General features: G+C 34.1%; 24 protein-coding genes and 1 riboswitch. Of the genes, 6 read left to right on the forward strand and 18 right to left on the reverse strand.

What is annotated here, in order from left to right; all coding sequences use genetic code 11:
* Positions 1 to 44: 44 nt before the first annotated feature.
* The 13 genes from ACKI42_RS10160 to ACKI42_RS10220 form a co-directional block, all read right to left on the reverse strand.
* On the reverse strand, positions 45 to 821 hold the full coding sequence (locus ACKI42_RS10160; RefSeq protein WP_407405033.1) for an alpha/beta fold hydrolase: 777 nt from the start codon (positions 819 to 821) through the stop codon (positions 45 to 47).
* Positions 822 to 833: 12 nt separating this feature from the next.
* Positions 834 to 1,823 (reverse strand): NAD(P)H-dependent flavin oxidoreductase, encoded by a 990-nt coding sequence (locus ACKI42_RS10165; RefSeq protein WP_407405035.1) that lies wholly within the window; start codon positions 1,821 to 1,823, stop codon positions 834 to 836.
* Positions 1,824 to 1,915: 92 nt separating this feature from the next.
* Complete coding sequence (locus ACKI42_RS10170; protein WP_407405037.1) at positions 1,916 to 3,280, reverse strand: peptidylprolyl isomerase; 1,365 nt, start codon at positions 3,278 to 3,280, stop codon at positions 1,916 to 1,918.
* Between the two features lie 90 nt (positions 3,281 to 3,370).
* The gene (locus tag ACKI42_RS10175; protein ID WP_407405039.1) at positions 3,371 to 4,291 is read right to left on the reverse strand and encodes a PfkB family carbohydrate kinase; all 921 of its coding nucleotides are present in this window, start codon (positions 4,289 to 4,291) and stop codon (positions 3,371 to 3,373) included.
* 85 nt (positions 4,292 to 4,376) lie between these two features.
* Entirely contained in the window at positions 4,377 to 4,931 is a 555-nt protein-coding gene (gene gldD / locus ACKI42_RS10180; protein ID WP_407405041.1) for a gliding motility lipoprotein GldD, read from the reverse strand.
* Between the two features lie 44 nt (positions 4,932 to 4,975).
* Positions 4,976 to 6,010, reverse strand: a complete 1,035-nt coding sequence (gene mutY / locus ACKI42_RS10185; RefSeq protein ID WP_407405043.1) for an A/G-specific adenine glycosylase — start codon at positions 6,008 to 6,010, stop codon at positions 4,976 to 4,978.
* 45 nt (positions 6,011 to 6,055) lie between these two features.
* Positions 6,056 to 6,514 carry a hypothetical protein gene (locus ACKI42_RS10190; protein ID WP_407405045.1) on the reverse strand — a complete coding sequence of 153 codons (459 nt, stop codon included), beginning with the start codon at positions 6,512 to 6,514 and terminating at the stop codon, positions 6,056 to 6,058.
* An 83-nt stretch (positions 6,515 to 6,597) separates the two neighbouring features.
* Positions 6,598 to 7,965 carry a DUF5458 family protein gene (locus ACKI42_RS10195; RefSeq protein ID WP_407405047.1) on the reverse strand — a complete coding sequence of 456 codons (1,368 nt, stop codon included), beginning with the start codon at positions 7,963 to 7,965 and terminating at the stop codon, positions 6,598 to 6,600.
* 19 nt (positions 7,966 to 7,984) lie between these two features.
* Complete coding sequence (locus ACKI42_RS10200) at positions 7,985 to 8,521, reverse strand: type VI secretion system contractile sheath small subunit (RefSeq protein WP_407405049.1); 537 nt, start codon at positions 8,519 to 8,521, stop codon at positions 7,985 to 7,987.
* Between the two features lie 153 nt (positions 8,522 to 8,674).
* Positions 8,675 to 10,759 carry a M13 family metallopeptidase gene (locus ACKI42_RS10205; protein WP_407405051.1) on the reverse strand — a complete coding sequence of 695 codons (2,085 nt, stop codon included), beginning with the start codon at positions 10,757 to 10,759 and terminating at the stop codon, positions 8,675 to 8,677.
* A 161-nt stretch (positions 10,760 to 10,920) separates the two neighbouring features.
* On the reverse strand, positions 10,921 to 12,978 hold the full coding sequence (locus ACKI42_RS10210) for a M13 family metallopeptidase (protein ID WP_407405053.1): 2,058 nt from the start codon (positions 12,976 to 12,978) through the stop codon (positions 10,921 to 10,923).
* 109 nt (positions 12,979 to 13,087) lie between these two features.
* Positions 13,088 to 14,215 carry a lactonase family protein gene (locus tag ACKI42_RS10215; RefSeq protein WP_407405055.1) on the reverse strand — a complete coding sequence of 376 codons (1,128 nt, stop codon included), beginning with the start codon at positions 14,213 to 14,215 and terminating at the stop codon, positions 13,088 to 13,090.
* Positions 14,216 to 14,217: 2 nt separating this feature from the next.
* Complete coding sequence (locus ACKI42_RS10220; protein WP_407405057.1) at positions 14,218 to 15,471, reverse strand: CinA family nicotinamide mononucleotide deamidase-related protein; 1,254 nt, start codon at positions 15,469 to 15,471, stop codon at positions 14,218 to 14,220.
* Positions 15,472 to 15,591: 120 nt separating this feature from the next.
* Between ACKI42_RS10220 and ACKI42_RS10225 the strand changes: the two genes are divergently transcribed.
* Positions 15,592 to 16,065 carry a hypothetical protein gene (locus tag ACKI42_RS10225; RefSeq protein ID WP_407405058.1) on the forward strand — a complete coding sequence of 158 codons (474 nt, stop codon included), beginning with the start codon at positions 15,592 to 15,594 and terminating at the stop codon, positions 16,063 to 16,065.
* A gap of 59 nt (positions 16,066 to 16,124) precedes the next feature.
* Here ACKI42_RS10225 and ACKI42_RS10230 read toward each other — a convergent pair whose 3' ends face one another.
* A complete protein-coding gene (locus tag ACKI42_RS10230; protein WP_407405060.1) occupies positions 16,125 to 16,664 on the reverse strand; it encodes a lipocalin family protein in 540 nt (179 codons plus the stop codon).
* Between the two features lie 237 nt (positions 16,665 to 16,901).
* Here ACKI42_RS10230 and ACKI42_RS10235 point away from each other — a divergent pair, with 237 nt between their 5' ends.
* Positions 16,902 to 18,428 (forward strand): catalase, encoded by a 1,527-nt coding sequence (locus ACKI42_RS10235; protein ID WP_407405138.1) that lies wholly within the window; start codon positions 16,902 to 16,904, stop codon positions 18,426 to 18,428.
* Between the two features lie 68 nt (positions 18,429 to 18,496).
* On the forward strand, positions 18,497 to 19,012 hold the full coding sequence (locus tag ACKI42_RS10240) for an ankyrin repeat domain-containing protein (protein ID WP_407405062.1): 516 nt from the start codon (positions 18,497 to 18,499) through the stop codon (positions 19,010 to 19,012).
* A gap of 129 nt (positions 19,013 to 19,141) precedes the next feature.
* Here the strand turns inward: ACKI42_RS10240 and ACKI42_RS10245 are convergent, their stop codons facing one another.
* Complete coding sequence (locus tag ACKI42_RS10245; protein WP_407405064.1) at positions 19,142 to 20,284, reverse strand: DEAD/DEAH box helicase; 1,143 nt, start codon at positions 20,282 to 20,284, stop codon at positions 19,142 to 19,144.
* A 401-nt stretch (positions 20,285 to 20,685) separates the two neighbouring features.
* Here ACKI42_RS10245 and ACKI42_RS10250 point away from each other — a divergent pair, with 401 nt between their 5' ends.
* Positions 20,686 to 20,859, forward strand: a complete 174-nt coding sequence (locus tag ACKI42_RS10250) for a hypothetical protein (protein WP_407405066.1) — start codon at positions 20,686 to 20,688, stop codon at positions 20,857 to 20,859.
* Positions 20,860 to 20,990: 131 nt separating this feature from the next.
* Here the strand turns inward: ACKI42_RS10250 and ACKI42_RS10255 are convergent, their stop codons facing one another.
* From ACKI42_RS10255 to namA, 3 genes are read right to left on the reverse strand one after another with little or no spacing between them, the layout of a single operon-like run.
* Positions 20,991 to 21,344 carry a CCC motif membrane protein gene (locus ACKI42_RS10255; RefSeq protein ID WP_407405068.1) on the reverse strand — a complete coding sequence of 118 codons (354 nt, stop codon included), beginning with the start codon at positions 21,342 to 21,344 and terminating at the stop codon, positions 20,991 to 20,993.
* Between the two features lie 26 nt (positions 21,345 to 21,370).
* Positions 21,371 to 21,655 (reverse strand): DUF2752 domain-containing protein, encoded by a 285-nt coding sequence (locus tag ACKI42_RS10260; protein WP_407405070.1) that lies wholly within the window; start codon positions 21,653 to 21,655, stop codon positions 21,371 to 21,373.
* Positions 21,656 to 21,690: 35 nt separating this feature from the next.
* Positions 21,691 to 22,737: an NADPH dehydrogenase NamA gene (gene namA, locus ACKI42_RS10265; RefSeq protein ID WP_407405072.1), complete on the reverse strand. Its 1,047-nt coding sequence runs from the start codon at positions 22,735 to 22,737 to the stop codon at positions 21,691 to 21,693.
* A 113-nt stretch (positions 22,738 to 22,850) separates the two neighbouring features.
* Here namA and ACKI42_RS10270 point away from each other — a divergent pair, with 113 nt between their 5' ends.
* Complete coding sequence (locus tag ACKI42_RS10270) at positions 22,851 to 23,333, forward strand: cytidine deaminase (protein ID WP_407405074.1); 483 nt, start codon at positions 22,851 to 22,853, stop codon at positions 23,331 to 23,333.
* A 34-nt stretch (positions 23,334 to 23,367) separates the two neighbouring features.
* Positions 23,368 to 23,557, forward strand: a riboswitch (cobalamin riboswitch).
* Between the two features lie 102 nt (positions 23,558 to 23,659).
* The gene (locus ACKI42_RS10275) at positions 23,660 to 25,576 is read left to right on the forward strand and encodes a TonB-dependent receptor plug domain-containing protein (RefSeq protein ID WP_407405076.1); all 1,917 of its coding nucleotides are present in this window, start codon (positions 23,660 to 23,662) and stop codon (positions 25,574 to 25,576) included.
* Positions 25,577 to 25,651: the final 75 nt, after the last annotated feature.

The raw sequence follows: 25,651 nt of genomic DNA on the forward strand, positions 1-25,651 counted from the left end.
AAGATAATTCCAACAACCAATTCATTTCATGAGCTTAAAAGGGACTAATCGGTGGAAAGAGAAGTAACAAACGAAATTGTTTTTTCTAAAACCAACTCTGGAACTTCCTTATGTGGCGTGTGTCCTACGTTGGGTATGATAAATTTATCCTTGTTACCAGACACTTTTGAAATTGTTTTGTCCACTTGGTCCAAAGTTCCGTATTCATCATCTTCTCCCTGAATAAACAACAATGGGCAAGTAATTTTAGGTAAAAGATATTCTATATTCCAAGATTTGAAATCATCTTTAAGCCAAATTTCCGTCCAAGCTTTGAAGAGCATTTCTACTTTATTACCATGATATTTTGACAACCTTTGGGGCAAATTGGTAGTTTGGTAAGCGTGAAGAGCATCTGTAACCCCTTTTAATGTTACCTCTTCTACGAAAATATGTCCTGCTTCACAGATTACTGCTTCAATAGATTTGGGATATTTTGCTGCAGTAATTAATGCAATTGTTCCACCATCGCTATGTCCGAAAAGTATTGGTTTCTGAACATTGAGTTGAGATAAAATTTCATTAAGTATATCCGCTTCCAACTCCATATAATTTTGAGATCTTATATGGGTTTTCATCGCATCAGACTTTCCGTACCCTATACGATCGTAAACCAATACATTACATTGTAAAGCTTGAGATAGCTTTTGCGGAAAATCTCTCCAAAGCTCCGTGGATACAAGAGAATCGTGCAAAAATACAAGTGATGCACGATGCTTATCAGAATATTGATATTCGAAATAAATCTTTTGGTGATTGACTTCGATAATTTGATTTGACAACTGAGAAATAAATTAAAATTGAGGATTTTTTGCCGCTTCAAATTCTGCCAATAAATTTTTGAAAACTCTTTCTACAGGGAGAATTTCTTTAATTAAAGCAGAAACTTGTCCAATTTCTAGTTCGCCTTCTTCCAAATCTCCCTCAAACATTCCTTTTTTGGATCTTCCTCTTCCCAAGGCATTTTTCAGAGAATCTGCTTCTCTTCCACCATTATAAATTTCTTCCAAATCATTGAAAAATTTGTTCTTCACCAATCTTACTGGCGCCAATTCTTTTAAAGTAAGATGGGTATCTCCTTCATTAAGACCAAGAATATGGTTTTTCCAATTGTCATGAGCACTTGCTTCTGTAGTTGCAGCAAAACGACTTCCAATCTGCACTCCATCAGCACCCAAAATCATGGCAGCCTTCATCTGAGAGCCTAATGCGATACCACCAGCCGCAATAAGAGGTTTGGAGATTTGTTGCTTTACATTAGGAATCAAACAAAAAGTAGTCGTTTCGTCTCTTCCATTGTGTCCACCTGCTTCAAATCCTTCTGCAACTATAGCGTCTACTCCAGCGTCTTCGCATTTTATAGCAAATTTGGTAGAAGAAACTACGTGGGCTACTTTCAATCCTTCTTTTTGAAGCATTTCTGTATACGTTTTTGGATTTCCTGCAGAGGTAAAAACAATCTTTACTCCTTCTTCCAAAATAATATTGATAATTTCCTCGATATTGGGGTATAACATAGGTACATTCACTCCAAAGGGTTTGTCTGTAGCCGCATTACATTTTTGTATATTCTCCCTCAAAACATCAGGATACATGCTTCCTGCACCAATAAGACCTAAGCCTCCAGCTTTAGAAACTGCAGAAGCCAACTTCCAACCTGAGTGCCAAATCATTCCGCCTTGAATAATCGGATATTTAATGCCGAATAAATGATTGATTTTATTTTGGTTGACTTGCATATCATGAAGTTTTTTTGCTGAACTGAAATCTATAAAATTACTCATGATGTAAAAATACTAAAAACCTAGATTCTAAACAGAATCTAGGTGAATTTATATAAAAAAACCTTCATAAATTCTGAAGGTTTAGTATGGGATTATTTTTTTACTTTCTGTTTCCAATTTCCTTTGAAATCACAGGTGTTATATCTACTATCAATCGAGATAAATGTAGTAGGTAATTTTGAATTAACGAATTTTTCCACCATTTCTCCTTGTTTCTTACGAAGTGCCATTTGTTTTATTCTATCGTAGTCTGTTTCCAAAGTAATTTGGTGAGCAGGAATAACATCATCAATTTTTATAATTTTTACCACCTTTCTGCTTCTTTCGTCTACATCATCAAATGCTACAGTTATATCAGATTTATTAAGACCTGCTAACTCGTAGCTGATGTTTCCTGGTACAGATTCTCTTTCAATCTTGTTAGAACCGTCGCCTCCAGGGATAACTCCTGCGTTGAACTTGGTTCTCTTGTCATCAGAATACTTGAAAGTGGCATCTTTGAACGATAGTTTTTCCGTCATGATAAGAGTTCTGATACTATCTAGCTTCTTTCTAGCAGTAGCCATTTCGGCATCCGTAGGTGTAGCCATTAGTAAGATGTGTCTTGCATCATATGCCTTACCAGATTTTTTCACGAGTTGGATAAGGTGATATCCAAATTCAGATTCTATGGGCTCAGAAATTTCATCTTCTTGTAGGTTTAATGCTGCTGCCTCGAAAGGTTTTACCATCTGACCTTTGAAGATATTCTTCATCAAACCACCATTAGGTGCAGAACCTGGATCTTCAGAATAGATTCTCGCTTGGCTTTCAAAACTTTCTCCAGCTATGATATCATTTTTGATCTTCTTAAGCTTGTTAATGATTTCATCCTTGTGAGCATCTGTAAGTACAGGATTCATTACAATCTGAGATAAAGAAATTTCGTCTTTTATTTCAGGCAATTGAGCCTTGTATAATGAAAAGAAATCTGTAACCTCATTTGGTGTAACATCTGCCTTCTCTGTAATACGCTGATATTTTGCTTTACCGTAATACTCATCATTATCTATCTTTTCAATAGCATTCTTCATTTCGTATCCCGTTCTAAATTTGTAAGATTTCAACATCTCCTGTTCACTGGGAAACTGAGTAAGCATTTGGCTGTATTTGGCATTCACTTGCTCTTTTATAGCTGCAGAACGATTCTCAATAAGAGTATCTCTCTTAGCTTCATAAACGAGAAACTTATTGTTGATCAGGTTCTCCAAAAATTCACATTTGTTGATATTTCCAGTTCCTTGCTGTTTTGCGAAATTCATTTGATCTACAACATCGGACTCAAGAACGATTTCGTTACCAATTACTGCAGAAATACCATCTATCAGTTGGCCTGGTTTCAATTGAGCTTTCACATTTGTTGAGAACAACATGGCAAAAATACCAAATAGAAAAGCGAATTTTAATTTATTTATCATTTTACTAATTTAAACGAGTTGCAAATTTAGAATTCTTAACGAATTTCACTCAATTTTTTATTATAAATATTTCTTAAAAAGCTTTATTAATTACAGCTTTACATCAAAAGTGGTCAGATCTTTGAAATCATTTATTCTTTTTAACATATCTGTTTCTGTAACTTCCTCGATTCTCTGAGTCCCAAATTTCTCTACGGTGAAAGATGCCATTGCAGAACCTACTATTAATGCAGACTTCATAGTTTCAAAATCGAAAGTCCCTTTTTTAGCCATGTAAGCAGCAAAACCGCCAGCAAAAGTGTCCCCAGCTCCAGTAGGATCGAATACTTCTTCTAATGGAAGCGCAGGGATAGCAAAGATTTTATTATCGTGGAACAAGATCGCTCCGTGCTCCCCTTTTTTGATGATGACAAACTTAGGACCCATTGTGTGGATTTTCTTAGCCGCTTTTACAAGAGAATACTCACCAGAAAGTTGTCTTGCTTCCTCATCATTGATACTGATAACATCTGTTTTAGCAATCATTTGCATTAGAATATCCATTGCAGAATCCATCCAAAAATTCATGGTATCTAAGATTACTAATTTTGGACGATTGTTCATTTTTTCTAAAACAGAAAGCTGAACGCCAGGGTGGAGATTACCCAACAATAAGATTTCTGCATCTTGCATAGACTCAGGAATTTTTGGGTCGAAGTTTTCTAGTACGTTTACTTCAGTAGCCAAAGTATCTCTAGAATTCAAGTCGTTATGATATTTACCAGACCAGAAAAAAGTTTTACCTTCTTTTACGACTTCAAGACCTTCAATATTAATATCTCTTTTGGTAAACATGTCTATGTGTTCTTGTGGGAAATCTCCTCCTACCACAGAAACAATTCCAGATTTTACGCCCATTACAGAAGCTGTAACTCCGATATAAGTGGCAGCACCACCCAATATTTTATCTGTTTTTCCAAATGGCGTTTCTATAGCATCGAATGCGACGCTTCCTACAACTAAAAGTTTCATATGTAATTTATCTATTATTTATTTTAATAAAGAATGCCTTCGATATGAATTCATTCTTTACAAAAGGGTTTTAAAAAATTTTATTTTATTTCCATTCAAAAGTATCGAGCATATGCATCAAGTCTTTTTTGATGTACTCTACTGCTGGCGCTAGAGAATCGGGTTTTGGTCTTGTGTTGAAATACAAATATGCACTCACAAAATGTTTTGTACTATCTGTAGCATAGAACTGAAGGTTGGTGGCAGTTTGCCCTTTCAGTTCATAAAAATTTCCGTAAACTTTTTTATCAGGATATTCAAAAGATTTAGAATCTATAGAACTCGCCTTGATGGTGTGTTTGTAGACCAATTTTTCTACTTCTTGTACTTGTTCTTTAAAATTATTATTGATGGGATAATAAGTAAAAAATATTTTCGCCTTCATTTTGGGATAGTTGAGATAGTACCAACAAGGCTTTTTGGCATCAATAATATTTGCCAACCGAGAAAATTCAAAAGAAAAGTTGCAGTTAGGATCAAATTTCTGATACTTTGGCGCTGGATAGTCTAATCTTAATTCACCATAAGGTTTGGGTTGAACCTCTTTTTCACAAGAAATAAGGGATAATGTACCGAAAATAAAAATGACTTTTTTTATCATTTTGCAAAAATACAAATTACATTTTAAAGTTAATGACACAAATTTCAGCCTTTCAAAGTCTTTTGAATATAAGTTTCTAATGGCTTCGGGAACGACTTGTCATGAGAAGAATCCAAATTCACCATCAGATAATTATTTTGTTTGATAAATTCTTCTAAGAGAAACTGAGAATCTAATGCAACATTAGTAATATCAATAGTTAAATTCTTATGAGTCAGCTTATGATGCACCGTTTTTATTCTAAAATTTTCATTCATCATTTCTAATGGAATTTCACATGGAAACTCAAATAGTTTTTTCCAAATAGAATCATCTTCTCTTTGTTGGATCGCAAAATGACCATTAAAATTAACAAAAAAGTAAGATAAATGCAGATCTTCTACTTTCACTTTTTTGGTTTTTACAGGAAATTCAGATTGCTTGCTTAACGAATAGGCTAGGCAACTATTTTGCAGTGGACATTCTTCACACAAAGGATTTTTGGGCTTGCATATTTCTGAGCCTAGATCCATCATTGCCTGGTTGAAATCCCCTACATTTTCTGGCAAAACAAGCTCTGCCAATTCTGTAAAATATTGAAATGCTTTAGAATTAGAAACATCGTAGTCATCAGCAAAAACTCTGCTTAGTACACGATAAAAATTACCATCTACAGCAGGAGTTTTTCCTCCAAAACAAATGCTATAAACAGCAGCGGCCGTATATTCCCCAACTCCTTTTAGGCTTAATATATCATTATAATCTGAAGGGAAAACACCATTATAATCATTCATTATTTGCTGTGCAGCCTTATGAATATTGATGGCTCTAGAATAATACCCTAATCCTTTCCAATACAGCAAAACCTCATCTTCACTTGCATTAGCAAGTGTTTTCACATCAGGAAAACGTTCGATAAAATTGTTGTAATGGTTGAGTCCTTGCGTAATTCTGGTTTGTTGAAATACGATTTCGCAAATCCAAATTTTATAAGGATCTTTAGTAGTTCTAAAGGGTAATTCTCTAGCGTTCTTCTCGTACCATTTCAGTAGTTGATTTCCAATATCTAGGGAATCTGAGGGTTTAGTATTCTTTTCCAAAAAGCCTTTTCATTTTATAATGACAAAGATAAGGTAATTTCGCAATTACTCCACATGATATACTGGAGCACCTTTGAGCCATTGATAATGGATATTTCTTTCTTTTGCGATAAAAGTATAACCTTTCAGGTCTTGAAGATAGATGTATATTGCGCTTTTATTATCCTTCGGAATTTTGAGTTTATACTGAGATAAAAATAAAAATGGATAGGAAACTATAGTATCCATTCCTTGTTTTTCTAGTTTTCCTGAATTTATTTTATACATAAAAAAATCTGCACCACGACCTTTGGAACTATCAGCTACTTGGATATCATTGGTGGTAAGTACCATCGCACTAGCTCTCTTAGCCTCTTCCCTATTCATGATATACGCTTTATTGCTTCCTTTCTCATTTTCGAATAAGTCTACCTCGTATTGGTTGGGTCTTTCGTACTTTTTTTCGCAACTGTAGATAGATTGTACTAATACTAATAAGCCTAAAAAAATAATTCCACTTTTCATTGATGTGTTTTGTATTTTCCTTTTAAAGATAGAAAAAACCGATGTTTTTCACGCATCGGTTTTTATGTTCAGAAGAATAAAGATTAATCTTGTAGGTATTCTGCATCCCACTCGTTACCATCATCTCCTTTATGACCATCTAGTTTTATCACAAAACTTTTGGTTGGGAAATAAGGCGTTAGACGGATGTCTAGCCAAACTCTATCTTTATTTAATTTATCTTGTTCGAAACGGACAATTTTAAATTTCTCAATCAATTTATCAGCTCCTTTGATACCATCTAAGAAAGTAACAATTTGTTTTCTAAGATCATCTTCGTTTTTAGCACTCCAGTTTTCAAATGCTCTACGGTTTAGGAAATCCAATAATACTTTGGTTACATAATCGAATACTCGTACAACAGAGTAGGTTTGCAATCCGATATTATCTCCTGTAAACAATGTTTTAGCAGAGAATGCCATGATTTTTCCGTACTCGTTCACCATAGGTACTAGACCCATTTTTTCTAATTGAGAAATTTCACTTTTCTTCAATTCGAATTTCACTGCGTCTACCTCATTGATGTTACCATGTTTTTTACCAGCTGCGACTTGAGACATTAATGTTTTGTGAATTTTTCCTGCCAAAGATGTTGATGGTGGTAATTCTACATTTTCCTCCTCACCTACTTCTTCTGCTCTACCACGACCAACTAGCCAGTTGCACGTCATAATAACGTTACTTCTATGAAGTTCGCCACCCGTAAGATTTGCAGAGTGGAATAAATCTACTACATCGTCTGGTTTATCTAAGTTGGCAAAATCTGTAACCATCATTACTTTGTTTTCGTTACAAATTTTAGCCCATTTTTCTATCACTTTATTAGACCCTAAATATCCTGGAATAGCTAATATAGAATAGTTATCTCTTAGGTCTAAACGATCATAATATTGTTTGAATTCTTCTGAAATTGCATCGATAAATAAAGGATTATCCAAATCTGAAACTTGTTCTAGACTTGCATTAACGATGCTTACGTTATCTACTTTATCTAATTCTGTATTTTTGTAAAACTGAGCTACGGTTCTGTATGAAGTTTCCAACTGACGTACCGCATCCAAGCTATTTTTAAGATTAACTTTTAGGTTTTTATCTGCTAGTTGTGCTTTACTTTTGCAAGTTTCCGCCATTTTTTCTGCAGATTCATTAGTACTTAGTAGTTCAACCCAAAGATTTATTTTTTGTAGTAATTCTTTTCTTTCTTCAGTTTTATTACTATCATTCAAGAAAATTTCTTTTCTCGCTTTCCTTGTCGGGTTCATGTTGGCAATACCATCTACCACGGATTCAATAAAACCAAAACCACCCAACTTACCTAGTTCTTCAATAGGATTCCCTTTTGGTTTCCCGCCTTGTTGCTGCTGTTGATTGTGTTGTTGCTGGCTTTCTGCTGCTTGTAACTTACTATCCATAATTTGTGTTCTTGTTTAGTTATTTTTCAAGTTCTTGTGCTACATCCTTCAATGCTTCTATGAAAGCGGCTCTCGATTGTTCGTTTTCTAGCATATTGCGTAGAATTTTGTTATTTTTCAGTTGACGTACAATTTTGTTGTATTGTTCTTGCTCTACACTTAGCTGTTGTAAGTAATCTGACTTCTGTACCAAGCTTTTGGGAGTAAAGTCTCCTAGATTTTGAAAACGAAACTCTTCTGACACTATATTTCCATCTTCAGTTTCGTGTTGTACTGCTACTGAAGGTTGAAAATGTCTAAAAACATCATCTACAGACTTCAAACCTGTTACAATCTCTGGAGTGTACGGTTCATCTGTTGTTAGTTGACTAACAATTAGAGATTTATTTTCTTGAATTTCCTGAATAGCTTCATTAGCGTCAACCTTTATTTCGTTACCACCAACACCATAATTAAACATTGCCATATTATTAATATTTTGAGATTTTAGATTAGCTTTTGGACTTGTAAGATATTTTCCAATCCAATGTTTAAATTTATAAAAAAACTGCAACATACAAAATTTTGTGAATAATTTTCTTTAAATTTTTAATTACAATAAATAAAATTGCTTCCAGTAAGCTTTATTTGAAACTACTAATCTACTAAAATTAATAAAAAAAAACGCACCTTTCGATGCGTTTTCATTTTTCTATTCGTAATAATAATATTACCAGATTTTTATCCTTTGTTCTGGTGCTTTATACATTTTATCCCCTGGTTTAATGTCGAATGCTTTGATAAATGCATCTTGGTTGATTAATGGACCAAATGATCTAAAGTATCCAGGCGAGTGAGAATCTGTTTTCACTTGATTGATCATATATTGATCTGTAGACTTGGTTCTCCAAACTGTTGCCCAGCTCATAAAAAATCTCTGATCTTGGTTGAAACCACTTATCAATCCTGGATTTCCTTTATCCTTAAGGTACATCTGTAGTGCATCATACGCTACTGCTACTCCACCCAAATCCCCAATATTTTCACCACTTGTAAATTTCCCATTTACAAAGCTTCCTTTTACAGGCTCGTAGGCATTATATTGAGCAGCAAGCTGAGCTACTTTAGCATCAAAGTTTTTTCTATCTTGTTCTGTCCACCAGTTATTAAGGTTCCCATCGCCGTCAAAACGAGAACCAGAATCATCAAAACCGTGAGAAATCTCATGACCGATTACAGCTCCTATACCACCAAAATTTACCGCAGCATCAGCATTCGGGTTGTAGAAAGGAGGTTGTAATATCGCTGCAGGGAAAACAATTTCGTTATTAGATCCGCTATAGTAAGCATTTACCGTTTGAGGAGACATTCCCCATTCTGCTTTATCTACTGCTTTTCCTACTTTTTCTAAATTTTTTTGATATTGCCAAGCAGATACATTCTTTAGATTAGAATAGAGAGAAGCTCCTTGTGCTGGAGATTGTACTTTTAGAGTTGAGTAATCTCTCCATTGGTCTGGATAAGCAATTTTCACAGAAAACTTAGACAGTTTTTCTTGTGCTTTCACTTTGGTTTCTGGAGACATCCAATCTATATCATTGATGTGTTTTTTGAATGATTTCAAAAGATAATCAATATACATTTCCATCTGTTGTTTAGATTCTGGAGTAAAATATTTTTCTACATACAGTTTACCAAAAGCTTCACCCAAAACACCATTTACCAGAGCAAGACCTCTCTTATCCATCGATCTTTGTTCTTTCTGACCTTGCAAATACTTAGAATAAAAATCAAATCGTGTTGTGTCTAATTTTTCATCCAAATTACTAGCGTTAGCATTCACAACATGATATTTTAAATAATCTTTCAGCAATGGAAGATTTTGAGCTGTAAGAATTTGATCTAAATTTTGGTAATATTTCAACTCGCCAATAATTACCTGATCTGTATTTACACCAGCGTCAGTAAGGTATTTAGCCAAATTTATATTTTTCACTAAACCTGAAAGCTCAGATACTTTTTTCGGATTGTATCTTAAATTAGCATCTCTATTTTGCTCCAAAGTCAAGAGCATATTCGCCATTTTCTTTTCAAAATCTACTACGTTTTGAGCTGCTTGAGGAGCATTTTCATATCCCAAAGCACCGAACAGTTGACTTACATAATTTTTGTATTCCACCAACGTTTTTGTATTGGCTTCGTTTACTTTTTGGTAATAATCTCTGCCCAAACCTAGATCTGGCCCACCAAGATAAACGGCATTCATCTTAGAGTTTTTCATATCTGCTCCTACTCTCCATCCATAAAATGAATTATCACCAAGCTTAGTAGCATCTAGCAAATATTTTTGAAGATCGTTAACGCTTTTTATCGCATCAATTTTTGCCAAATCAGCTTTTATAGGAGCCAATCCGTCTGCATTTCTTTTGCTAAAGTCCATAAACGTTGCATACAAATTCTGAATTTTTTCACCTTCAGAACCTGCAGTATATTTTTCTGATAAAATTTTATTTAAAATATCCAAAGAAGCGTCATCTACATTTTCTCTCAACGCATTGAATGATCCCCAACTTGCTTTATCAGACGGAATTTGAGTATTTTTAACCCAATTTCCATTTACAAAACTGAAAAAATCATCTTGAGGACGTACGCTTGTGTCCATGTAGGATAAATTTATTCCTTCTTCTTTTATTTCTTTTTTCACGGGTTCTACACTTACGGTAGGTTGGTCTACTACTGCTTTGGATGTGGTTCCACAAGAATTTAGAAGTACTAAGCCAGAAAAGGCAAGCACAGCAATATTTAGCTTTTTCATTAAAATTAATTTTGATTTTTACACAAACTTATCAAATATACAAATTTTTGTTAAACGAATGTTTGCTATTGCTATGAATTCAGCATAAATAAAATTTTACAGATTTAAATAATCTAGGGCAAAAAAAAAACCACTCATTGCTGAGTGGTTGAATATTAAGATTACCAGATTTTTATTCTGTCTTCTGGTTTTTTGTATAATTTGTCTGTGGGTTTCACATCAAAAGCTTTGTAGAATGCATCCACATTGATAAGTGGCGCAAAACTTCTGAAATATCCTGGGGAATGCGGATCTGTTTTCACTTGGTTGATCATATATTTCTCGCTAGATAAAGTTCTCCAAACGGTTGCCCAGCTCATGAAAAATCTTTGATCCTGAGTGAATCCGCTTATTTTCCCTGGGTTTCCTTTGTCTTTAAGATACATTTGTAAAGCATCATAAGCAATATTTACTCCGCCCAAATCTGCAATATTTTCACCATTGGTGAAAGTACCATTTACGAAAGTACCTTTTACAGGTTCATATTTGTCATACTGCGCTGCAAGTGCTTTTGTGGCTTTTTCGAAGTTTGCTTTATCTTCTGGAGTCCACCAATCTACTAGGTTGCCATCCGCATCAAACTGAGCACCAGAATCATCAAAACCATGACTCATTTCGTGACCAATAACAGCACCAATACCACCAAAATTCACGGCAGCATCAGCTTTTGGATTAAAGAATGGAGGTTGAAGAATAGCTGCTGGGAAAACAATCTCGTTGTTTACTGGGTTGTAGTAAGCATTCACTGTCTGAGGCGTCATTCCCCATTCTGCTTTATCTACAGGTTTTCCAATTTTAGCTAAATCTTTTGTGTACTGCCAATCTGCAATATTTTGAAGATTTTTGTAAAGGTTTCCGCCTTGAGCTTCAGAAGTGATATTCAGTTTAGAATAATCTTTCCAAGTATCTGGATAGGCTACTTTTATCGTAAATTTATTCAGCTTATTAAGTGCTTTTTCCTTTGTTACAGGCGACATCCAAGTAAGATTGTTGATGTGTACCACAAATCCTTTCTTTAGATAATCTATCAGCTCTACCATCTGAGCTTTTGCTTCAGCAGGGAAATATTTTTCAACATATAATTTACCAAAAGCTTCACCCAAAGAACCATTTATAAGCTCGTAACCTCTTTTATTAAGCGCTCTTTGCTCTTGCTGACCTCTAAGATATTTACCATAAAATGCAAATCTCATATTACCCAAATTTTCACTTAAATAAGATGCACTTCCGTTGATCAAATGAAATTTTAAATAATCTTTGATTACCTGAAGATTTTTAGCATTTACAAGCTGATCGAAATTCTTATAATACCCCAATTCGCCAATAATGACTCTGTCCGTATCCACGCCTACTTTCTTTAAGTATTCTGGTAGATTCACACCCTTTACCAAAGAAGATAGTTCTGCAATAGTTTTTGGATTGTATTGTAAGGTATTATCACGACTTTGCTCGTTGGTAAGATAAGTTTTCGCAATACTTTTTTCGTAGTCTACAATTCCTTTTGCCGCTTCATCAGAGTTTTTGTACCCCAATTCTTTTAGCATTGAAGAAACATACTTTTGGTATTCTGCAATAGCCTCTGTATTTTTTGCATCTACTTTTTGGTAATAATCTCTACCCAAACCTAAAGCAGCTTCACCAAGGTAAACCGCATTAATATTAGAGTTTTTCAAATCTGCATAAACTCCCCAACCATAGAATGCATTATCGCCTTCTCTGGTTGCTGAAGCCAAATAATTTTGCAAATCTGCAAGGTTTTTTATGGCATCTATCTTGTTGATATTTTCTTGTATAGGTTTTATTCCATCGGCATTTCTTTTTTGCATATTCATGTAGGTAGCATACAAATCTTGTATTTTTTTACCTTCACTTCCTTCAGCAAATTTATCCTTCAAAAGAGAATTAAGAATCGTCATAGAATTATTATCCGTATCATCCGCCAATTTATTGAAACTTCCCCAAGTTGGTTTATCAGAAGGAATTTTTGCTGTTTTCATCCAAGTCCCACTTACATAATTATAAAAATCATCTTGAGGACGAACGCTTTTATCCATTAGACTGATGTCTAATCCTTCATCTTTGGTTGCCACTGTCTTTATATTGGTCTTGTTCTGTGCACTCATCGTATTTTGCGCGCAAATAGCGGTAAGCAAAAATAAAGAGAGAGTTATTTTTTTCATAATCGAAGATTAAATTTAATAATAAGTAGAACGATTGCGTTAATTGTTACGATTTTATACAATTTTTTTTAAAAAAAATCTAAGGAAAGTAACAGTTCTAGATGGAAGCTTAGTATATTTTAGTTTTAACACAAGAAGCATTAGTTATTCTAATTTTTCTTCCCACTTTCTTCAACAATCCAGTTTCTGTATTTCTCCTAAAAACCACTACGTTTTGAGTTTTAACATTGGTAACGATAACAAAATTACCTGTCTCATCAATCGCGAAAATTCTCGGATGCTTCCCATGCACAGATTGATACCCTACATGCTCCAATTTCCCATTAGATAAAATTTTAAAAATGGCGAGATTGTTTTCACTCCCTCTGTTGCTCGCATACACAAAACGATTGTCTGGCGAAATATGAATATCGGATGCCTCAAAACCATTCAATAAAGATTCGGGATGTGTAGCAATTTTCTGAATCGGAATGAGTGTTTTATTCTCATATTTAAATACCGAAATAGTTCCCGATATTTCTTCTATACCATAAAGAATATCTCCCTTTTTGTTAAATAGTAAATGCCTCGGACCGCTTCCTGAGACCGTTTTTATAATAGAAACTTTCTCTTTGTCCAAAGGTTTTTTGTTGGCGCTATTGAATGGATATATTTTTATTTCGTCCGCACCCAAATCCGCGAGCAAAAGTTGATCATTATTTGGGGAAAATACCACTGAGTGTACATGAGATTCCATTTGTCTTTTTGTAGCTCTACTTCCTTCGTAATAAGTAATATTCTGAGCCAATTCACCAATCTTCCCATTTTCTAAAATAGGATAGATAGATACGCTTCCCTCTGTATAATTAGCATTAGCAAGCCATTTTTCACTTTTATCTACGCTTACATATACAGGATTTTCGCCGTAGCTTTTTTGTTTATTTAAAAATTGCAAGCTTCCTTTTTCTTCATCAAATGCAAACGAACTTACACTTCCTTCATTCTCCAATTTGCTATCCGTAACAGAATAAATGTATTTTCCGTTGGCAGAAACGGTGAGATACGAAGGATTAACAACTCCTTTTAAAGAAGTTATTTTTTTAAGTTTTCCATTATTATGGTTCAATTCGTAGACATACAATCCTGGTTTGTTTTTGTCCCAATTATAGGAACCAAAAAACACCATTTGCCTTTGTGAATAAGACAATAATGAACTCAATAGTAAAGCCGAAGCAAATAGATTTTTAAGTGTAATCATTCTTATTTTTGATGCACCAATATTTCCACCAAATCCTGAATAATTTTCTGACTTACAAAATTGGAAAAATCTGCTCTTTCCAAATGAGGCATATATAATTTCTTGGTCACGGTTTCGTTTTTAATTTTAATTGAATAAAAAACAGTTCCCACATCATTTCCGTCTTCGCCCTTTCCTGGTCCTGCAACACCTGTGGTAGAAAGTGAAATATCCGTTCCAAATAAATATTGACAACCTGACGCCATCTCGTGCGCAACTTCCTCGCTTACCACAGAAAATTGAGCAACTGTTTCTGCAGACACTTTTAAGATTTGTATCTTTTTCTCCGTTGCATAAGGAATGATACCACCCAAAAAATAGTGCGAACTTCCAGGATTAGACACTATCATCTTAGCCAATTCTCCTCCAGTACAACTTTCAGCTGTAGAAATGCTTAAGTTTTTCTCAACTAAAATCTCTCCTAATATTTTTTCTATTTTATCTTCTTTTACTGCAATAATATGGGCACCAATAATAGGATACAATTTCTGAATTTCTTCTTCCAATTGGGTTTGTAGAACTTCATTATCAATTCCTGTAGCCGTTAATCTCAGCTTTACTCTTGTCCCAATGGGAAGGTAAGATAGCTCAACATTATTAGGCAAAGCGAGTTCCCACTTTTCTATGGTATCAGCCAATATGCTTTCCGGCATTCCTACAACAGATACGATTCTGGAAGAAATAAAATTAAGATTTAGTTTATTTTTAAGAAACGGAATAATTTGATCTTTTATCAATGGTTTCACTTCATAAGGAACACCCGGCAAACTAAAAGACAATTTGCCCTCATACTCCATCATCATGCACGGAGCCGTACCGTATTGATTTTGGAAAACGGTAGATTTTGTAGGGACAAAAGCTTGTTCTCTGTTGCGTTCTAGAATTTCGGAGCGTCCTCTTTTTTCCAAATAGGTTTTAAGATGAGCAAAAGTTTCATCATCCAAAGCAATCTCATCATCAAAAAATTCTGCCAATGCCTTTTTTGTTTTATCATCTCGCGTGGGGCCCAATCCGCCTGTGGTAATCACTATGTCTCCCATTTCAAAAGCATATTTTAAAGCTTTTTTTATAGTAGGTATTTCGTCTGAAATGGTAAGAATTTGCACCACTTTTACGCCAATATTTTTAAGCTCTGTGGCTATAAAATTAGAATTGGTATCAATGGTGTTTCCTGAGAGAATTTCGTCTCCTATGGTTACAATAACTGCATTTTTCATATTTAAATTTTAAAAATGATCTAATGCAAATGACGTCAATTTCTAGATTTCTTACACTATAAAAATGATTTTTATATCTTTGAATTTAATTACTGAAAAACTAAAAAATATATAGAGATAATGGCAAAATATGATGATGCTTCTTGGCATACTGGTGGAGATTATCCTGAAGATTTACATGAAGAAAATGCAGCTACTCACATTGGTATGTATCTCATGTGGTGTATAGAAAACAAATTGATATCTGAAGAATTAATAGAACATGCTCCGGAACAGATTCAAAAAGTAAAAAATAGAGAAATCACAGGCGCCGAATTCTTGATAGAATATTGTGATGGACAATTGGATGACGATGATCTTTCTGACCTTGGAAATCTTTTCAGTAACGATTATTATGATGAGGAATCATTATATGCTGAGAAAAATAATACATATGTGGACGACTACACTCAGACTTTCGAGAAAAAGGCAGAAGAGCAAGATTTTGCTTACGAAACCGTTTACCATATAGAAGACGATTTTGAAAACTACGACTTAGTACAGCCTATTATTAGTCAACGTTTTGAAGGATGGAAAGCATCTAAAGATCTTTAAAACATAAAAAAAGGATCTGCACATTAACGTTACGGATCCTTTTTATTTATGTTAAATTATTATTTGTGATTTACCCAAATCAATTGGTCTGTATCATATCCAATTTTCTTGGCCTTTTCTATAAATCTTTCTTTAATAGCAGTTGGAATTTCTGGTGTTCTGGACAATATCCAAAGATATTTTAGGCTATTGCCAGCAACCAACGCGTACTGATAGTCGTCATCTATATCCACCACATTATATCCTGACCAAATAGGTTTGAAAAATGAAACTTTAAGACGTGCTTCTGTTTTTTCGTTTACGAATTTTGCTTGCCCTACAGACTCTTTCCATTCTTTTTTCACGTAGTTATATCCTTTGTTCACTACTTTTATAGACCCATCCTCATTCATAGAATAGTTGGCGGTAGTTTGATCCATATCTTTTTCAAACTTAAAATCAAAACGAGCAATTTCGTACCATTTACCTAAGTATTTTTCAGAATTGAAATTGGTAATTGGAGTTGCATTTTTAGGTGCACTTACTGCACAAGAATTAAAAATTAAAAGTCCTACTGCTCCTAAAGCCAACGGAATTGCAAATTTTTTCAATGTTTTCATAATTATATATTTAGTGATTTTATACTCTTCAAAAATAATGCCTTTAAAATATTTTAATTAAAATAAATATGAACATAGACGATTTTCTATATAAAAAAATAAGTTTCTTAAAATCAATTTTTATTCTAAAACAAATTTATTTTATTTATTTAATCTATCAATACAATAGAATCAATTGTTTTTGTGAATAATACAATTACTTTTACATTTGCACCAGAATCTAAAGAATAAATGACTATGATAAAAAAAATGCTGTTGGCTTCTTCCATTTTGGGAAGTATTGTTGTAACAAATGCTCAGACTCTAACTACGAATACTGGAACTCCTGTTGGGGACAACCAAAATTCTAAGACCATTGGTAATAATGGACAAGTACTTTTGGAGGATATTCATTTGATAGAAAAGTTAGCTGCTTTTGATAGAGAAAGAATTCCAGAGCGTGTAGTACATGCTAGAGGAGCTGGTGCTTTCGGTGAATTTGTTGCCGACAAAGATTTTTCTGATGTTACTGTTGCAGATTTTTTATCACAAGCAGGAAAAAAAACACCTCTGATGGTTCGTTTTTCCACAGTAACGCATCAACAAGGTTCTCCAGAAACCTATAGAGATCCACGTGGTTTTGCTGTAAAATTCTATACAGAACAAGGAAATTACGACTTAGTAGGAAACAATTTACCTGTATTTTTCATCCGTGATGCCATCAAGTTTCCAGATATGGTGCATGCTTTCAAACCATCGCCAATAACCAATGGAGCTTCTGATCCAAACAGAGTATTTGATTTTTTCTCGAATCTTCCAGAATCTACACATATGTTGACGTGGTTGTTCTCAGATTACGGTATTCCTGCAAACTATCGTCAGATGGAAGGAAATGGCGTACATGCTTACAAGTGGGTGAATGCAAAAGGTGAAGTGACATATGTGAAATACAAATGGGTTCCTCAACAAAAAATTAAAAATTTGACTCAAGAAGAAGCAAATGCAATACAATCTACTTCGATAGAACATGCTACACTTGATTTAAGAAACGAAATAGAAAAAGGTAATTTCCCAAAATGGGATCTACATATTCAGATGTTGAAAAAAGAAGATTTCGACAAATTAGATTTCAATCCGGTAGATGTTACCAAAATTTGGCCAGAAACTGTAGCTAAATTTGTAAAAGTAGGTACGATGACGCTTAATGCAAATCCGACAAACTATTTTCAGCAAGTAGAACAAGCAGCTTTTGCTCCTTCTAATTTGGTACCAGGAATAGAGCCTTCAGAAGACAAATTACTTCAAGGTAGACTATTTTCTTATGCGGATACACAACGTCACCGTCTTACAGGAAATCATCAACAAATCCCTGTGAATGCATCTAAAAATGCGGTAAAAACTTACAACCAAGACGGATATATGTCTTTGCGTGAACAAAAAGGAGATGTGAACTATCAGCCATCTACCAATTTGCCAGCGGTAAAAGAAGACACAAAATTCAAGTATTCTAAATCGGTATTTCCTGAGGGAACTACTACTGCACAAGCAAAAATAGATAAAGAAAACAACTTCAAACAAGCTGGAGATTTATACAAATCTTTCTCTAAGCAAGATAAAGATAATTTAATAAAAAATCTTGGAGGAGCTTTGGGTACAGTAAAAAGCAAAACTATTGTTGCAAAAATGATATCTCATTTCTACCAAGCCGATCGCGAATTTGGGATGCGTCTTGCGGAAGCTGTGAAAATAGATCGTAAAGAGCTTGAATCTTTACTAATGAAATAATTTAATTTTTATATATAAAGGCGAGATGGGCAAAAGCACATTGCAAATCTCCCAAAATCACTACTGTTATGAAAAAACTATTGTTACTCCTATTTTGTGTTGTAAGCTTTAATTTGTCTTTCGGGCAAGATATTTTCGCTGCTGCACGAGCTAATGATGTGGTTGCTCTGGAAGGATTTTTGAAATCTGGAGTTGATGTGAACGGAAAAAATGAAAAAGGATATACGCCACTCATCCTAGCTGTGTACAATGGAAGTAATGAAGCAACCGAATATTTGTTGAAGAATGGAGCTAATCCAAATATGCAGGATGGAAGCGGAAATACAGCGCTAATGGGAGCTACATTTAAAGGATATCATACTGTGGTGAAAACTTTACTTCGCTACAAAGCGGATGTAAATCAAGTAAATTATAATGATGCTACGGCTTTGGTATTTGCTGCCACTTTTGGTCAGGTGGAGATCGCAAAAACTTTATTATCACATGGTGCCGACAAAGAATTGAAGGATAGTAGAGGAAAAACGGCTTACGATCATGCTTTAATGCAAGAAAATGCAGCACTTATCAATCTTTTGATGAAATGATGGAAGTTATAATTTATTGATTAACGGTGGAGTTTTTATAGCTCCACCGTTTTTTTTATTTGAAGTTTAAACCCAAAAAAAGCTCCAGTTATTACAAATTGAAGCATATGTAATGGTATAAAAAATCATTTAGTAACCGTGTAGATTAATATCTTCGGTTCTCTGTAAAGTTATTTTCTTTCCCATTTTCCTTTGTATCACTCGGAAATGCTGTAACTCGTCATCTGTAAGAATATTAATGGCTGTCCCCGTTTCGTTTGCACGTCCTGTTCTCCCAATTCTGTGGATATAATCTAGTGGCGAACGTGGCAATTCATAATTGATGACGCATGGTAAAGAATCTATATGTATACCACGTCCTAAAAGATCTGTAGTGACCAAAATCTGAGCTCCGTTAACTTTAAATTCTTCTAAGTTATTTCTACGTGCACCTTGAGACTTTTGTCCATGTATCGCTACTGCTTTTATTTTATTTTTCTTCAGTTTTTCCACAAGGCTATCGGCAGATTTAGTAGATGAAACAAAGATTAATGCCTTTTTGATATTTTTTTCTTTAATTAAATATCTCAAAAACGGACCTTTGTTTTCTGGAGCCACATGGTAAGCCAACTGCTCGATATTTTCTATTTCTATTTCCTCTTTTTTTATTTCAACGAGTACAGGATTCAAGGTTACCCTATTTCTCATTTCCGAAACTTTATCATCCAAAGTTGCAGAAAACATAGTTGTTTGTTTCACAACAGGCATTTGAGCAAAAAGCTGATTCATCTCCTCACCGAAACCTAGCTGAAACATTTTATCGGCTTCATCTATCACCAAATGTTGTATAGATGAGATGCTTAATGCTTTATTCGCAATAAGATCTAGCAATCTTCCGGGCGTTGCGATAAGAACTTCTACACCAAACATTCCTTTCATCTGTGGATTGATAGAAACACCACCATACACTGCCATTGTACGAATTTCACGCTTTAAATTTTCTGTAAAAGATCTGAAAACCTCATCTATTTGTATTGCCAATTCTCGTGTAGGAACCAATACCAAAACCTGAATATTACGATCTTTCTTTACTTCTTCATTTTGCAATTTTTCTAAAATAGGCATTACAAAACATGCTGTTTTACCAGAACCCGTTTGTGCGATACCCATCAAATCTTTTCCTTGTAAGATAATTGGTATGGCTTGTTCTTGGATAGGGAAAGGTTTCAGATACCCTAATTTGTTGATAGATCGGATGATATTGTGTGATAATCCTAAAGACTCGAATGACATAAAAAACTTATTTGTTGCAAAGATAAGCTATTGCAATTTGGTACAATCGGAAAAATAGCAAGACAAGTTTTCGTGTAAGGACAAGTTTTAAACTTTTTGATTTTTTAAGCATTTTAAAAAATTTAAATTTGATAAAAATTGCAACTCATGCACCCTACACTCAGGAAATTCATCTCATCCAATTTTGTCAATTATTCTTCAAAAGTTTTAAATGGATTTTTCATTGGTTATTTTTTGTTTAATACTTTTCCCAATTATAATTGATTTTGGTCCTTATTATCTATTATTCTTGTAATTTCACCTGAAGATGTAGACTCCAAAAAACTTACGGTAGAACGTGTAAAAGCCAACTTTATTGGATTCTTTGCTGATATTGCTACTTGGTTTTAACCTATTCAGGATTGGCAAAAATTCTATTGGCAATTATTCTTGCACTTGTTACTTGTAGTGTATATGATGTGGTAAAAGTAGCTAGAACCGCTATTGTTGCTGAACTTATTGTAATTGTAGAGCAGAAAAATGACGATTTCCTCGCTACTATTTCTAGATTCTCTTCTGTTGCTGTGGATATTTAATAGGATTATTGGTAAGTGTTGTGGTAGGAAATGTAAGAAATTATTTTTTGAGAGAAATCAACAACAAAGGAAATTATGACAAAAAAAAGTCGGAATATTTCTCTCCCGACTTCAATCTGCTTTATTTAAGATTATCTATTTTGTAATTCTCTTAATTTTTCTTGCATTAGATCTGGATCTGATAGTGTTTCTAGTCCGAATATAGATATGACAACAATTAGATAAATAATAAATAGTATGCTTAGTGCAATACCTATTATACTCATGATTTTCCCAGCTTTCAAATTATCGTAACCGCTATACATACTTGGATTATTTTTGTACAACTGATTATCTTTTTTAGATAGAATTAGCCCAATAATCCCCGCTATTAACCCTGGGAGTCCGTAGCAGCAGCATCCCAATATCGATATTATCCCTAAAATAAGGACTGCTGTTGCATTAGGCAACTTTTGTACTGTACCACTCTGAAAATTTCCTTCCATAATTTTTTTTTTAATAGTTTGTTGATTTAGTTATAATAATGTTTATAAAAATAAGAAAATACCATGATTACGGCGTTAATAATTCCTAAATAAATTAAAAGTTTACTATAATTTCTTTTTTTATCGATAAAAGTAAGCGCTACTACCACGAAAAACAACAATAAAGTATACACCGCTGGGAACATCACAAAAGCCTCTTGAAATTTCCCTTGAAAAACCAAAATAATCGCTCTTTGTGTTCCACAACCAAAACATTCTATCCCCAAATATTTCTTGGTAGGGCATGACAGCATATAATCTTCAATTTTCATAGTATTTAGTTGGAAATTTCTGATGTACTATTCTATTATTTCTTGGCTCTGGTATATTGATGCGGAAAAAAGCATTCCTCCTTCAATTTAAAAGAACCTTGCACGGCAATATATGGATTTCTAAGGATTTCTCTTGCTACAAAGATCAAATCGGCTTCTTCCTTAGCCAAAATATCTTCCGCTTGTGCCACATCGGTAATTAAACCTACGGCACCCGTTTTCACGTTTGCTTCATTTTTAATTTGAGCAGAAAAAGGAACCTGATACCCATCAAAAACAGAGATTTTAGCTCCATGAATATTACCACCACTAGAAACATCTACCAAATCTACACCTTGAGTTTTAAGTATTTTGGATAATTCTACACTTTCTTCTATATCCCAACCATTTTCAGCATATTCAGTTGCAGAAATTCTTACAAAAAGTGCTATATTATCATTGAGTTCAGAATTTACTGCATCTACAACTTCAAGTAAAAATCGGATTCTATTTTCAAAACTTCCACCATATTCATCTGTTCTTACATTAGATAATGGCGATAAAAATTGATGAATAAGATAACCATGCGCACCATGAATTTCTACCACATCAAAACCTGCTTCCACAGATCTGCGAGCAGCTTCTTTAAAATTCTGAACTTGTTCTTTTATTTCTTCAATGCTCAAAACGTGGGGAATTCTCTCTGTAGTATTGAAAGGTATTGCACTAGGCGCAATTGTTTCCCAACCTTCTTCCTCTGATATCTGAATATTATTCCATGTAGAGCCTTTTCTTCCTGCATGAGCAATCTGGATTCCTATTTTACTTTCTGAATTTTGGTGTACAAAATCTACTATTTTCTTCAGTTGATTAGCTTGTTCATCATTCCAAATACCCAAACATTTGTTGGTGATTCTACCTCTAGGTTCTACGCCAGTTGCTTCAAGGATTATCAATCCTGTTCCACCTTGTGCTCTACTTCCGTAATGCACCAAGTGAAAATCATTAGGCATACCATTTTCTGAAGAATACATACACATTGGCGACATTACCCAACGGTTTTTAAGTGTTACATTTCGGAATTGTATGGGCGTATATAGCATTTTAATTTTTATTTAATTATTAATTTTTAAAATTACAAAATAACTCTCATAAACAAATTATTGTCTGCGTCAGCAAAAAGGATTACTTTTACCGCCCTTTTTACAACGGAAACATGAAAAAAGATATACAGATCAGTTACGAGCAATACCAAAGCAGCAACGAGCTGGCTGAAATTGAAAAAGAGCTTTATCTAAAAGCCAAAGAAGCACGCGAAAACGCCTATGCTCCCTACTCTCAATTTTTTGTAGGATGTGCAGTCTTACTAGAAAATGGTGATATCCATGTTGGGAATAACCAAGAAAATGCAGCTTATCCATCTGGTTTGTGCGCAGAAAGGACAGCAATGTTTTGGATATCTGCCAACTTTCCTGATGAGAATATAGAAAAAGTTTTTGTGGTAGGTGGTCCAAAAGAATTGTCTCTTACACGCGCTCCTATTCCACCTTGTGGAGCTTGCAGACAAAGTATGATGGAATACGAGTCTAAACAAAATAAAAATATTACACTCTATTTTGCGAATCTAAACGATGAAGTAATAAAGGTGAATGCGATTAAAGATCTTCTACCTTTCTATTTTGACGGAACCTTCTTATAAAATAGTAGAATAAAAAATTAAAATTGCAAATAGTTTTAAAACAATTATATTTGCGCAACTTTTGGAAAAGGGAATCGAGCGAAAATCTTGAACTGTCCCCGCAACTGTAGATCACACAACTTCGTAATGAGGGTGTAATTTTTGTAAAATACCATTGTTTTTATAAAACGAGAAGGTGCAAAAATGTGAAAGTCAGGAGACCTTACCGAAAGTATTTTTAATAAAAAGCTTTCGGAGGAAAAGCCTGATCTACTGAGTTTCAAAATTTGAAAACTCATATTTTAGCCTTTCATTTTCCGGTAAGCCCTCTAAACTTTAATTATTTTATGAAAAGAAAATTAATTTTGGTTGGAGCGATGCTTGTCGTAGGAACAACTATTTTCGCCCAACAGGAAAAAGAAAACACCATTGAGGAAGTTACTATCGCCTCAAAAACGCCACAACAACTTTATAAAACTGGTAAAAACGTGAAACTTTTATCAGAGAAAGATTTAGAAAAATACAAAGGTCAAAATCTTACCGATGTTCTAGATCAGGTTGCAGGAATTCAGATAACTGGAAATTTTAACAATGCAACAGAACCAAAATCCATCAAAATAAGAGGTGGAAAAAGTTCTAATATTATGATTTTACTAGATGGCGTTCCTTTGAAAGACGTTACTGGTAACGATTATATTGTTTCGGATCTAAGACTTTTAGCTTTAGAAAATGTACAAAGCATAGAAATCCTGAATGGAGCTTCTTCAGTTTTATATGGTTCTAATGCTACCGTTTCTGTAATTAATATTAAAACAAAAAAATCGGCGCAGAAAGCCATAGAAGGTATTTTATCTGCGCGTGGTGGATCCTACAATACTTTTGCTCAAGATGCTTCTGTTCGTGGAAAGATTAATAAATTTTATTATCAAGCATCAGGATTTAACGAAAAATCTGAAGGCATTACCTCAGCCTCTGGCGACGATAACTTCGATAAAGATGGGTGGGAAAAGCAAAATGCTTCTGCCAAAGTAGGTTTCGCAACTGAAAAATTGGACGTGAACATCAATGGTGGTTGGACACATAATCTTCACAAATATGATATAGGTGCTTTTACAGACGGAAAATATAGAGGTGACGACAAACAATATTATCTTGGCGCCACTGCCAACTACATCTATAACAAAGGTAATTTGGTGGCCAATTTAAGGTATGTGACTACAAATAGATTGGCGCAAAACATCATGGACGTAGATTATGCAGACCAATATCTTTACAAAGGAGAAAATTTGTTTGCTGAGGTTTACAATATCTACAAAATCAATAATTTTATTAGTTTTACCGCTGGATTGCAGTACGAAAAGCAATCTCTTGGGTATTCTGAAACGCCTTGGGGCGGAAAAGATTTGATAGAAGTGTATAACTCCGATCAAACCAATATTGAAATGATAGATGGATACATCAATGCAAATCTTAGTTATAATAATTTCCAATTGGATGCTGGAGGAAGGATGACCAATCATTCAAAATTCGGGAATAATTTTGTGTACAGCATTAATCCTTATTATCTGAAAGAATTGGAAACCATCTACATCAAAGGTGGATATTCTTTCGCAACTGCATTTATCGCTCCAACGGTGTATCAAAACTTTGGATCTATGCCTTGGACAGCAGCTAATTTCAATCTAAAACCAGAAACCAACCAATCTCACGAAATAGATGTAAGTATAGGTAAAAAAGACAGAACCATCAACTTCAACGCAAGTTTGTTCATTAGAAATGAAAAAGATGTCTTCGCTTATGTAATGTACGATCCCATCAACTATATCAGTCAGTTTCAAAATGTAGATACTAATAAAGTCAAAGGTGTAGAGTTTAGTTTAGACTATACCCTCAACAAATTTCTAAAACTAGGTGGAAACTACACTTATGTAGAGAAAGATAAAGAATCTACTATGCTTCGTCAGCCGAAACAACGTGTAAATTCTTACCTTCAAATAACACCATTCGAGTCTACAAGAATAAACTTGACTCATCAGTTTGTGGGAAAAAGATCGGATGCTTACTATGATGCAATCACGTATTCTGCAAAGAATGTTGAGGTAAAAGATTTTAATTTGTTTAATTTAAACATCAATCAAAAACTTACAAAAAGCCTAGAAACTTGTCTTAACATTGGTAATCTAATGAACACTTCATACATAGATGTTATTGGATATACTACAAAATCTAGAAACTACACATTGGGTGTAACCTATAAATTTTAATTTTTTTTAATCAATTGTGTGTTTCCGGGCGTTTTCTTCGAAAACGCCCGGAATTTTTTCACAAAAAAACAGCCA

It is taken from the genome of Chryseobacterium sp. (genome assembly GCF_045629545.1).
In the GTDB taxonomy this organism is placed as follows: Bacteria; Bacteroidota; Bacteroidia; order Flavobacteriales; family Weeksellaceae; genus Chryseobacterium.

What these genes read in the sequence shown, in the direction of transcription:
- ACKI42_RS10275 (WP_407405076.1), top strand. Translation starts at nt 23,660, where the DNA reads ATGAAAAGAAAATTAATTTTGGTTGGAGCGATGCTTGTCGTAGGAACA.
- gldD (WP_407405041.1), bottom strand. Translation starts at nt 4,931, where the DNA reads ATGATAAAAAAAGTCATTTTTATTTTCGGTACATTATCCCTTATTTCT.
- namA (WP_407405072.1), bottom strand. Translation starts at nt 22,737, where the DNA reads ATGCTATATACGCCCATACAATTCCGAAATGTAACACTTAAAAACCGT.
- ACKI42_RS10170 (WP_407405037.1), bottom strand. Translation starts at nt 3,280, where the DNA reads ATGATAAATAAATTAAAATTCGCTTTTCTATTTGGTATTTTTGCCATG.
- ACKI42_RS10230 (WP_407405060.1), bottom strand. Translation starts at nt 16,664, where the DNA reads ATGAAAACATTGAAAAAATTTGCAATTCCGTTGGCTTTAGGAGCAGTA.
- ACKI42_RS10165 (WP_407405035.1), bottom strand. Translation starts at nt 1,823, where the DNA reads ATGAGTAATTTTATAGATTTCAGTTCAGCAAAAAAACTTCATGATATG.
- ACKI42_RS10245 (WP_407405064.1), bottom strand. Translation starts at nt 20,284, where the DNA reads ATGTCATTCGAGTCTTTAGGATTATCACACAATATCATCCGATCTATC.
- ACKI42_RS10175 (WP_407405039.1), bottom strand. Translation starts at nt 4,291, where the DNA reads ATGAAACTTTTAGTTGTAGGAAGCGTCGCATTCGATGCTATAGAAACG.
- ACKI42_RS10270 (WP_407405074.1), top strand. Translation starts at nt 22,851, where the DNA reads ATGAAAAAAGATATACAGATCAGTTACGAGCAATACCAAAGCAGCAAC.
- ACKI42_RS10220 (WP_407405057.1), bottom strand. Translation starts at nt 15,471, where the DNA reads ATGAAAAATGCAGTTATTGTAACCATAGGAGACGAAATTCTCTCAGGA.
- ACKI42_RS10260 (WP_407405070.1), bottom strand. Translation starts at nt 21,655, where the DNA reads ATGAAAATTGAAGATTATATGCTGTCATGCCCTACCAAGAAATATTTG.
- ACKI42_RS10190 (WP_407405045.1), bottom strand. Translation starts at nt 6,514, where the DNA reads ATGAAAAGTGGAATTATTTTTTTAGGCTTATTAGTATTAGTACAATCT.
- ACKI42_RS10215 (WP_407405055.1), bottom strand. Translation starts at nt 14,215, where the DNA reads ATGATTACACTTAAAAATCTATTTGCTTCGGCTTTACTATTGAGTTCA.
- ACKI42_RS10200 (WP_407405049.1), bottom strand. Translation starts at nt 8,521, where the DNA reads ATGTTGCAGTTTTTTTATAAATTTAAACATTGGATTGGAAAATATCTT.
- ACKI42_RS10255 (WP_407405068.1), bottom strand. Translation starts at nt 21,344, where the DNA reads ATGGAAGGAAATTTTCAGAGTGGTACAGTACAAAAGTTGCCTAATGCA.
- ACKI42_RS10205 (WP_407405051.1), bottom strand. Translation starts at nt 10,759, where the DNA reads ATGAAAAAGCTAAATATTGCTGTGCTTGCCTTTTCTGGCTTAGTACTT.
- ACKI42_RS10240 (WP_407405062.1), top strand. Translation starts at nt 18,497, where the DNA reads ATGAAAAAACTATTGTTACTCCTATTTTGTGTTGTAAGCTTTAATTTG.
- ACKI42_RS10235 (WP_407405138.1), top strand. Translation starts at nt 16,902, where the DNA reads ATGATAAAAAAAATGCTGTTGGCTTCTTCCATTTTGGGAAGTATTGTT.
- ACKI42_RS10210 (WP_407405053.1), bottom strand. Translation starts at nt 12,978, where the DNA reads ATGAAAAAAATAACTCTCTCTTTATTTTTGCTTACCGCTATTTGCGCG.
- ACKI42_RS10195 (WP_407405047.1), bottom strand. Translation starts at nt 7,965, where the DNA reads ATGGATAGTAAGTTACAAGCAGCAGAAAGCCAGCAACAACACAATCAA.
- ACKI42_RS10225 (WP_407405058.1), top strand. Translation starts at nt 15,592, where the DNA reads ATGGCAAAATATGATGATGCTTCTTGGCATACTGGTGGAGATTATCCT.